At 70.3% G+C, this 9,236-nt stretch carries 8 protein-coding genes and 1 pseudogene; 7 read left to right on the forward strand and 2 right to left on the reverse strand.

The window, feature by feature from the left end:
- On the reverse strand, positions 1–239 hold a 239-nt coding region (locus tag AB4Z01_RS34955; RefSeq protein ID WP_441701288.1), incomplete at its 3' end, for a hypothetical protein.
- Positions 240–376: 137 nt separating this feature from the next.
- Here AB4Z01_RS34955 and AB4Z01_RS34960 point away from each other — a divergent pair.
- The 3 genes and pseudogenes from AB4Z01_RS34960 (at position 377) to AB4Z01_RS34970 (ending at position 3,271) form a co-directional block, all read left to right on the forward strand.
- Positions 377–1,315 carry a GNAT family N-acetyltransferase gene (locus tag AB4Z01_RS34960; protein WP_441701289.1) on the forward strand — a complete coding sequence of 313 codons (939 nt, stop codon included), beginning with the start codon at positions 377–379 and terminating at the stop codon, positions 1,313–1,315.
- Between the two features lie 183 nt (positions 1,316–1,498).
- Positions 1,499–1,693 (forward strand): annotated as a pseudogene (locus tag AB4Z01_RS34965) (calcium-binding protein); the annotation flags it as partial.
- A gap of 126 nt (positions 1,694–1,819) precedes the next feature.
- A complete protein-coding gene (locus tag AB4Z01_RS34970; protein ID WP_441701299.1) occupies positions 1,820–3,271 on the forward strand; it encodes a calcium-binding protein in 1,452 nt (483 codons plus the stop codon).
- 110 nt (positions 3,272–3,381) lie between these two features.
- Here AB4Z01_RS34970 and ettA read toward each other — a convergent pair whose 3' ends face one another.
- Positions 3,382–5,055 carry an energy-dependent translational throttle protein EttA gene (gene ettA / locus AB4Z01_RS34975; RefSeq protein WP_441701291.1) on the reverse strand — a complete coding sequence of 558 codons (1,674 nt, stop codon included), beginning with the start codon at positions 5,053–5,055 and terminating at the stop codon, positions 3,382–3,384.
- Positions 5,056–5,175: 120 nt separating this feature from the next.
- Between ettA and AB4Z01_RS34980 the strand changes: the two genes are divergently transcribed.
- From AB4Z01_RS34980 to AB4Z01_RS34995, 4 genes are all read left to right on the forward strand, one after another.
- Complete coding sequence (locus AB4Z01_RS34980; RefSeq protein ID WP_441701293.1) at positions 5,176–6,360, forward strand: UbiH/UbiF family hydroxylase; 1,185 nt, start codon at positions 5,176–5,178, stop codon at positions 6,358–6,360.
- A 356-nt stretch (positions 6,361–6,716) separates the two neighbouring features.
- Positions 6,717–7,055, forward strand: a complete 339-nt coding sequence (locus AB4Z01_RS34985; protein ID WP_438607733.1) for a hypothetical protein — start codon at positions 6,717–6,719, stop codon at positions 7,053–7,055.
- Between the two features lie 14 nt (positions 7,056–7,069).
- On the forward strand, positions 7,070–8,110 hold the full coding sequence (locus tag AB4Z01_RS34990; protein WP_441701295.1) for a C-terminal binding protein: 1,041 nt from the start codon (positions 7,070–7,072) through the stop codon (positions 8,108–8,110).
- A gap of 265 nt (positions 8,111–8,375) precedes the next feature.
- Positions 8,376–9,236, forward strand: an 861-nt coding sequence (locus AB4Z01_RS34995; RefSeq protein WP_441701297.1) for a FecR family protein, incomplete at its 3' end; no start/stop codon positions are given.

Here is a 9,236-nt window from a genome sequence, read left to right on the forward strand (position 1 = left end):
GTGCGGGAGAAGCGGTTGAAGGCCAGCCCGGCCTCCTGCGCCTCGGCCCGGGCCGCCTGCACCGCGGCCTCGTCGGCCTTGGGCTGTGCGGCGCGGGCCTGGGCGGTGACGGCACGGGTGCCTTCGCCCTCGGCCAGCTGCATGGCGATCTCGGCCAGGCGCGTGAGCATCTGGATCTGCTGCAGCGCGAGGCTGCGGCAGAAGGCCTGGATGTCGAGATCTGCTGGTGCGGGCTCCATGGAACGTAGCATGAACGAAGAGCGAGAGTCGGCGCAATGAACATTGCGTTTACACATCCACAAGCGGCGGAAAGCGGTCGATGCGGTCCTGACCGCCGTCCCTCGACAGGGCGGCCCGGCCTTGCCAAGGTGCTCGGATGGAAGATCTTGGCTCGACCGAACTCCGGCTGATGCAGGGCCTGGCCCAGCAGGTGATTGCATCGCGGCCGGAGCTGGTGAACGGCGACGCGACCGTCGGCGAGCTGGCCTGGGTCTGGGCCAAGGATGTCGACGCGCTCGGCCGGTTCTGGCGGCACCGGCTGTGGTTCGTCGACGGCCGGCTGGCGGCGTGGGGCTGGGCGCATCTGCCGTATCGGGTCCCGCGCAGCGACGGCACGTTCCGTGAGGCCAAGACGGCCAATCTGATCTGGCAGGCGCATCCGGACCGGCCGGAGCTTCTGACCGGAATCCTGGACTGGTACGACGAGGTGGCGGGCGACGTCGACCGGTTGCTGACGGTGCAGTCCGCGGATGTCCAGGCGCAGGCCATCGTCGCCGCGCATGGCTACGCCTTCGATGCGGAGGCCGGTTCGGATGACGGGTCCTGGGTGCAGTTCAATGGACGCGAGCTGACGGATTTACCGGACCCGGTGCTGCCCGAGGGATTCCGGTTCCTGACGGCCGGGGACGTCTCGGTGGCGGACGCGGTCAAGGCGCATCGGGATGCATGGCATCCGGCCAGCCTCGCCGAGGCGGCGTTCGAGCGGGTCCGGCGGACCTGGCCGTATCGGGCCGATCTGCATCCGCTGATCGCGGCAGCGGACGGCACGTTGGCCGCGACCGCGATCATCTGGCTGGACGAGCCGACGCGAACCGCCGAGTTCGAGCCCGTCGGCACGCACCGGGACTTCCGGCGACGGGGGCTGGGCACCGCGTTGCAGCTGTACGGCATGCACCTGGCCAGGGCGGCCGGCGCAAACCGCATGCTGGTCGCCTGTCTTGGCGCGCCGGCGCACCCGGCCGCCCGGAACCTGTACACCGGCGTCGGCTTTCGCGCGTTCACCCGGGACCTGCCGCAGATCAAGCGCGCGAGATAACGCCCGGACCTTGGCCGCGGCGCCGCAACTCCTCATTGGGACGGATGTCACAATCCTCTGGTATGAAGTAGCGATTTTGGATCAAATTCACCCCATTATCTGCAGGCATTTCGACTTCATCGATTGATGCAACGCCGGCCGCCGATCGCGCCGGCAACCCGATACCAACGGGGAGGAACCATCATGGCCATCATCAACGGCACTCCGGGCGACGATGAACTCGTTGGAACGGATCTCCCCCCCGACGCCGGGAACGACATCATCTCCGGTCTCGAAGGCAACGACAGCCTTTCGGGCCTGCAAGGGAACGATTCCCTGGCAGGCGGAGACGGTGACGACGCGCTCAGTGGCGGGGACGGCGAGGATACGCTCAATGGCGGCGCCGGCGACGACAGCCTTCACGGCGGCGCAGGCAGTGACATACTCTTTGAATTCGATTCCGGCACTCTGGACGGTGGCGACGGTATCGACACCGCCGACTTCAGCGGACACGGCGAGAGGGTCGTGATCAGGGCGAGCGGCCTCGGCGGCGACGCCAGTGGCAACCTGGTGAGCCTGGTGTCGGTCGAGAACCTGATCGGCAGCTCGTTTAACGACTTCCTGTTCGGCGACAGCGGCAGCAACGTGATCGACGGCTCCGCCGGTGCCGATACCCTGCGCGGGCGCGACGGCAACGACGTACTTCGGGGCGGCTCCGGGATCGATGACATTCGCGGCGAAGACGGCATCGACACCGTGAGCTACTACGCCGATGCGGCCGGCGTCACGATCATCCTCTCGAATTTCACCGCATCGACGGGCGACATCATATACGAGACCGAGAACGTCACCGGCAGCAACCAGGGGAACGACAAGCTGATCGGAAATTTCACCGCCAACGTCCTGGCTGGCTGGGGTGGTGACGACGTGCTCCGTGGCGACGCCGGGGCCGACACGCTCGATGGCGGCGCCGGCCGCGACGCCGCCAGCTATTCCATCAGCGCGGCCGGGGTCACGGTCGATCTCTCCACCGGCACCGGGTCGGGCGGCGACGCCGAGGGCGACACCCTGATCGGCATCGAGAACCTCACCGGCAGCAACCTGGGCAACGACACGCTGATCGGGAGCGCCGGCGCCAACGYCCTGGCCGGCTTAGGCGGCAATGACGTGCTCCGCGGCGGCGCCGGGGCCGACAGGCTCGAYGGCGGGACCGGCAGCGACACCGCCAGCTGGTTCACCGGCGCGGCCGGAGTGACGGCGAACCTCGCGGCCGGCACCGCCGGCGGCGGCGACGCGCAGGGCGATATCCTTGTCGGCATCGAGAACCTCACCGGCAGCAACCAGGGCAATGACAGCCTGGTCGGGAGCGCCGGTGCCAACACCCTGGCCGGTTGGGGCGGCAATGATCTGCTCCGCGGCGGCGCCGGGGCCGACCGGCTCGACGGCGGCGCCGGCGTCGACACAGCCAGCTATTACACCGGCACCGCCGGGGTCACGGTCAACCTCGCGACCGGCACCGGGTCGGGCGGCGATGCCCAGGGCGATACCCTGATCTCGATCGAGAACGTCAACGGCTCGGCCGGCGCCGACCAGATCACCGGCAGCGCCGTCGCCAATGCGTTGAACGGCTGGGCCGGCCAGGATGTGCTGCGCGGCGGCGGTGCTGGCGACCGCTTCGTCTTCTCCGCCACCAGCGACAGCAAGGTCGGGGCCGCGGATCGGATCGCCGATTTCAGCCACGCCCAGGGCGACCGGGTCGACCTGTCGGCGATCGACGCCAACAGCGGCGCTGCCGGCAACCAAGCCTTCAGCTTCATCGGCACCGGGCTGTATACCCGTCATGCCGGCCAGCTGCGCTACACCTCCAACGGCACCACCACCACCATCGCCGGCGACATCAACGGCGACGGCGTCTCCGACTTCCACATCCAGCTCACCGGCGCCATCGGCCTTGTCGCCGCCGACTTCGTGCTGTAGCGCCCGGCCGTCCCCGACCGGTGGTGGTATCGGCCGGTCGGGACTGTGCCGTCACGCCCTGTGGAGGCCGCGATGACGATGGAAGACGCTGAGGCGACGGACGACCCGCCTCAGCGCGTCAGCGGCTTGTACTTGATTCGGTGCGGCTGGTCCGCCGCAGTGCCCAGGCGGCGGTGGCGGTCCTTCTCGTAATCCTCGTAATTGCCCTCGAACCACACCACCTCGCTGTCGCCCTCGAAGGCCAGCATGTGGGTGGCGAGGCGGTCGAGGAAGAAGCGGTCGTGGCTGATCACGATGGCGCAGCCCGGGAAGGTCAGCAGCGATTCCTCCAGCGCCCGCAGCGTCTCGACGTCGAGGTCGTTGGTCGGCTCGTCGAGCAGCAGGACGTTGGCGCCGGATTTCAGCATCTTCGCCAGATGGACGCGGTTGCGCTCGCCGCCCGACAGCTGGCCGACCTTCTTCTGCTGGTCGCCGCCCTTGAAGTTGAAGGCGCCGACATAGGCGCGGCTGGGCATCTTGCGCTTGCCCAAGTCGATCTCGTCGAGCCCGCCGGAGATCTCCTCCCACACCGTCTTGTTCGGGGAGAGGTCGTCGCGGCTCTGGTCGACATAGCCGAGCTTCACCGTCTCGCCGACCTTGAGCGCGCCGCCATCCGGCTGCTCCTGGCCGGTGATCATCTTGAACAGGGTCGACTTGCCGGCGCCGTTCGGCCCGATCACGCCGACGATGCCGCCGCGCGGCAGGCGGAAGCTGAGATTGTCGATCAGCAGCCGGTCGCCGAAGCCCTTCGACAAACCCTGGGCGTCGATCACGTTGTCGCCCAGCCGCTCCGGGGTCGGGATCAGGATCTGGGCCTGGCCCGGAGCCTGCTCGCGGCTCTGCGCCAGCAGGTCCTCATAGGCGTGGATGCGCGCCTTCTGCTTGGCCTGGCGGCCGCGGGCGCCCTGCCGGATCCACTCCAGCTCCTCGGCCAGGGTCTTCTGCCGGCTCGACTCCTCCTTGGACTCCTGGGCCAGGCGCTTTTCCTTGGCCTCGAGATAGGCCGAGTAGTTGCCCTCGTAGGGGATGCCGCGGCCGCGGTCGAGCTCGAGGATCCAGCCGGTGACGTTGTCGAGGAAGTAGCGGTCATGGGTGACCATGACCACGGTGCCCTTGTAGTCCTCGAGATGGTGCTCCAGCCAGGCCACGGATTCGGCGTCGAGATGGTTCGTGGGCTCGTCGAGCAGCAGCAGGTCCGGCTTGGCCAGCAGCAGCTTGGCCAGGGCCACGCGGCGCCGCTCGCCGCCGGACAGGTTGGTCACCGGGCTGTCGCCGGGCGGGCAGCGCAGCGCGTCCATGGCGATCTCGACCGTGCGGTCGAGGTCCCAGGCGTCGGCGGCGTCGATCTTCTCCTGCAGCTCGGACTGCTCGGCGATCAGCGCGTCGAAATCGGCGTCCGGCTCGCCCATCGCTTCGCTGACGGCGTTGAAGCGGTCGACCAGCGCCTTGATCGGGGCCAGGCCCTCCATCACGTTCTCGGCCACGGTCTTGGTGGGGTCCAGCTCCGGCTCCTGCGACAGGTGGCCGACGGTCGCGCCCTGGGCCACCCAGGCCTCGCCGGTGAACTCCTTGTCCATCCCGGCCATGATCCGCATCAGAGTCGACTTGCCCGAGCCGTTCGGGCCCAGCACGCCGATCTTCACGCCCGGCAGAAAGGACAGCCAGATCTTCTCCAGCACGACCTTGCCGCCCGGATAGGCCTTGGTCATGTCCTTCATCACGAAGACGTACTGGTAGGAGGCCATCGGGAGCCGCTCCGCGTATACAGGTCTGGAGAGGCCCGGGTTTTAGCCCATGGCGGCGGCGAAGGCCAGGGCCGCTTCGGCCGCAGGCCGAACGCCGCGATCGCCTGCTATGGTGCGCGCATGACTCGCACCCGCAAGACACCCGAGGCCGATGCGATCGTGGTCGGCGGCGGCCCGGCCGGGCTGCTGGCCGCGCTGCTGCTGGCCAGAAGCGGCATCACCACCGTGCTGGTCGCCCCGCCGGCGCCGGAGGACCACCGCACCACCGGCCTGCTGGCCGGGTCGGTCGCGATCCTGGAGCGGGCCGGGATCTGGCCGGCCTTGCTGCCGGTGGCGGCGCCGATGCGGGCGATCCGGCTGATCGACGACGGCGGGCGGCGGATCAGCGGACCGGAGGTGGTGTTCCGCGCCGCCGAGATCGGCCGGGACGCCTTCGGCCACAACATCGCCAACCGCGACCTGGTCGCCGCCCTGGCCGGGGCTGTCGCCGCGACGCCGGGGTTGCGCCGGGTGTCCGAGACGACGGTGGAGATCCGCATCGGCATCGGCGGCGTGACCGTCAGGACCCGCGGCGGCGAGACGCTGCATGGCCGGCTGGTGGTCGGCGCCGACGGCCGCAACTCCGCCGTGCGCGCAGCGGCCGGCATCGGGGTCCGGCGCTGGGGCTATGACCAGGCGGCACTGGTGACCACGCTGCGCCACGCCCGCGGCCATGATGACATCTCGACCGAGATCCACACCGCCGCCGGCCCCTTCACCCTGGTGCCGCTGGGCGACCGGCGGTCCAGCCTGGTCTGGGTGACCCGACCAGCCGAGGCCGCGGCGCTGGCGGCGCTCGACGACACCGCCCTGGCGGAGGCGATCGGACGGCGGGCCGAACCGATCCTGGGCGTGGTGACGGTGGACGGGCCGCGCCAGCTGTTCCCGCTGTCCGGCCTGGCCGCACGGCGCTTGGCGCTGCCGCGGGTCGCGCTGGTTGGCGAGGCGGCGCATGCCCTGCCGCCGATCGGTGCCCAGGGCCTCAATCTCGGCTTCCGCGATGCCGCGGCGATCGCCGCGGTCGCAAGCGAGGCCGTTCGCGCCGGTGCCGATCCGGGCGCCGCGGCGGTGACGGCGCGCTACGAGGCCAGGCGGCGCGGCGACGTCGCCAGCCGCAGCGCCGGGGTCGACCTGCTGAACCGGTCGCTGCTGACCGACGCCGCCCCTGCCCTCGCCCTCCGCGCCCTCGCGCTGCAGGCGGTGAAGCGGGTGGCGCCGCTGCGCCGGCTGCTGATGCGAGAAGGGATCGCCCCGGGCGGGGTCTAGAGCGGAATGAGATGAGGTCGTGGTCACGCCAGTGCATTCGGCCATGGCTGACAGGATGCCAAGTGTCTTCGCGCGTTGCCTCTCCCGCCTGGCGGGAGAGGTCGGGCGTCCGTAGGACGACCGGGTGAGGGTGGGCCCAGGCCTCGACAAAGGGCCCTCACCCGGAGCCGCTTCGCGTCTCCGACCTCTCCCGCAAGCGGGAGAGGCAACAACACCCCGCCTCGGTGCGATCGGATGACCCGATCTCACCTGAACTCATCCCGCTCCAACGTCCAGTGGCGGCGGGCGGCGGGCACTGCTACCGTTCCGTGACGGGCCCGCGACGGCCTGCCCTGTCTCACAACCGACGACGCCCGATGCCCGCCAAGACGAATCCCCTCGGCCTCAACCCGCTGCAGCTGAAGACCCTGACCGTGCTGCAGCAGATGGCCCAGACTCCCCGCTTCGCCACCCAGCAGGAGGACGGCACGGTGCTGGTCTCCAGCTTCCCGCCGCCGCATGGCGACCACTACCATGTCGGCGACGCGGTGGTGATGGGCCGGGACATGACCGGGCTGCACAATATCGCGGTGTTCGCGGCGCTCGAGCGCAAGGGGCTGATCCGCTCCGGCTTCCCCGGCGCCGCCATCGTCACCGCCGACGGCCTGGCCTACGACACCGGCCTGGCGTCGATCCTGCACCGCGCCGACCACTGACCGGCCGGACCCAGATGGCGCCCCGCTTCACCATCCTGACGCCCGACGCGCAATATGCCGACGACGCCGTGATCGAACGGCAGGTCGGCGGCGCCGATGTCGAGTTCGTGATCCGGCGCGAGCGCGACCGGAAGAAGATCCCGGACGAGGTCTACGCGAAGTGCGACGCGCTGCTGACCTGGCATGAGCTCAAGGTCGACCAGTCGGTGATCGACAAGCTGACCCGCTGCCGCATCATCGTGCGGGCCGGGGTCGGCTTCGACCATATCGACCTGGCCGCCGCCGGCGCCGCCGGCATCCCGGTGGCCAACACGCCGGATTACGGCACCAGCGAGGTGGCGGACCATGCCATCGGCCTGATGCTGGCGCTGCTGCGCGGCATCCCGGCCTATGACCAGGCGTTGCAGGCCGACCCGGCCGGCAACTACACGCTGGAGGCCGGGCGCCTGACCCGGCGGATCCGCGGCACCCGGATCGGCATCGTCGGGCTGGGCCGGATCGGCACCGCCACGGCGATGCGGGCCAAGGCCTTCGGGCTGGAGGTCCTTGCTTACGACCCCTACATCCCGCGCGGGGTAGAGATCGCGCTGGGCGTCACCCGGGTCGAGACCCTGTCCGACCTGCTGCTGGCCTCGGACATCGTCTCGATCCACGCGCCGCTGACGCCGGAGACGCACCGGCTGTTCGGCGACACCGCCTTCTCGGTGATGCGGCCGCATGCGGTGCTGATCAACACCGCCCGCGGCGCCATCGTCGACCTCGAGGCGTTGCACGGCGCGCTGCAGAACGGGCGGATCGCCGGCGCCGCGCTGGACGTGCTGCCGGAGGAGCCGCCGCCCGACCCGTTGCCGCCGCTGTTGGCGGCGTATCACGAGCAGCCGGACTGGCTGCGCGGCCGGCTGATCCTGACCCCGCATGCGGCGTGGTCGAGCCCGGAGAGCCAGGCCGACGCCCGCCATTTGTCGGCCGAGACCACCGTCGCCTATCTGCGCAGCGGCGCCCTGCGCAACTGCGTCAACGAAGCGTTCCTGGACCGCAAGAAGCTGCGGCGCTGAGGGCCGGGGACCTTTAGTCCACCTTTTTTCGTCATGGCGAGGCGCGCAGCGCCGTGGCCATCCAGGATGGTCGGGTTCGTTCCGGCTGCACGACTGGATGGCCACGCCCCTTCGGGGCTCGCCATGACGGCTTAATATCTCCCGGCACCCTCCAATTGGAGGGGAGATCGCGGGCATTTTTCGCTTTATTGTTTTTGCTGTCTGCCGGTTGGGGGGACCGACCGTCGCCATTGTCTCAGGGTATTTGATGGACCGGGATTGTTCGATGCACCGCCGTGTTCTCCGGCGGATCCTGCTGGGCTCGCTGAGCCTCGCTTTTCCTCTGTTCTGGTTCGATGTCGCCGATGCCGCGGCGGTGCCGCGCGACGGCAGGGCCGCGGGGTCGATCGTCCAGGCCAACGGGGAGTCGGAGATCCGCTTCACCGCCGCCGAGCTGTGGCAGGATGCGGAGGTACAGCAGGTGCTGCTGGGCGGCGACGCGCTGCGCACCGGGCCGCTGGGCGGGCTGGCGATCCTGTTCGCCGACCAGACCCAGATCCGCGTCCACAACAATTCCCAGCTGCTGGTCCGCGACGTCGGCGGTGACGGCGGCCCGGCGCGGATGGAGCTCGATTCCGGCGCGGTGTGGGCCCGGGCGGTGACCGGCGGCAGCGGCGTCGAGATCGCGACGCCGGCCGCGACCGCGGCGATCCGCGGCACCGACTGGTCGCTGGCGGTCGGGCCGGACGGCAAGACCACGCTGGTGGTGCTGTCCGGCGTGGTCGAGCTGAGCAACGAATTCGGCCGGGTCAGCGTCGGCCGCGGCGAGGCAGCGGTGGCCGCGGTCGGCAGCGCCCCGGCCAAGATCATCGTCACCACGCCGAAGGACCGCGAGCAGATGCTGTTCTGGCTGGCGCCGGGCAGCGTGTTCGACGCCTTCCCCGCCTCGGACACCACCGCCCACAGCCGGCGCGAGGCGCAGCGCCGCGTCACCGCCGTGCCGGAGGCGCAGCGCTCGGCCGAGGATGGGCTGGCCCTGGCTGAGGCGGATCTCGACATCGCCGGCCCCGCGGCCGCGGCGGCCGATCTGGCCAAGGCCCGCGCGGCCGGACTGACGCCGACCCAGGCGGCGCGGGCCGATCTGCTG

This window comes from Inquilinus sp. YAF38 (genome assembly GCF_052113205.1).
Classification (GTDB): Bacteria; Pseudomonadota; Alphaproteobacteria; order DSM-16000; family Inquilinaceae; genus Inquilinus.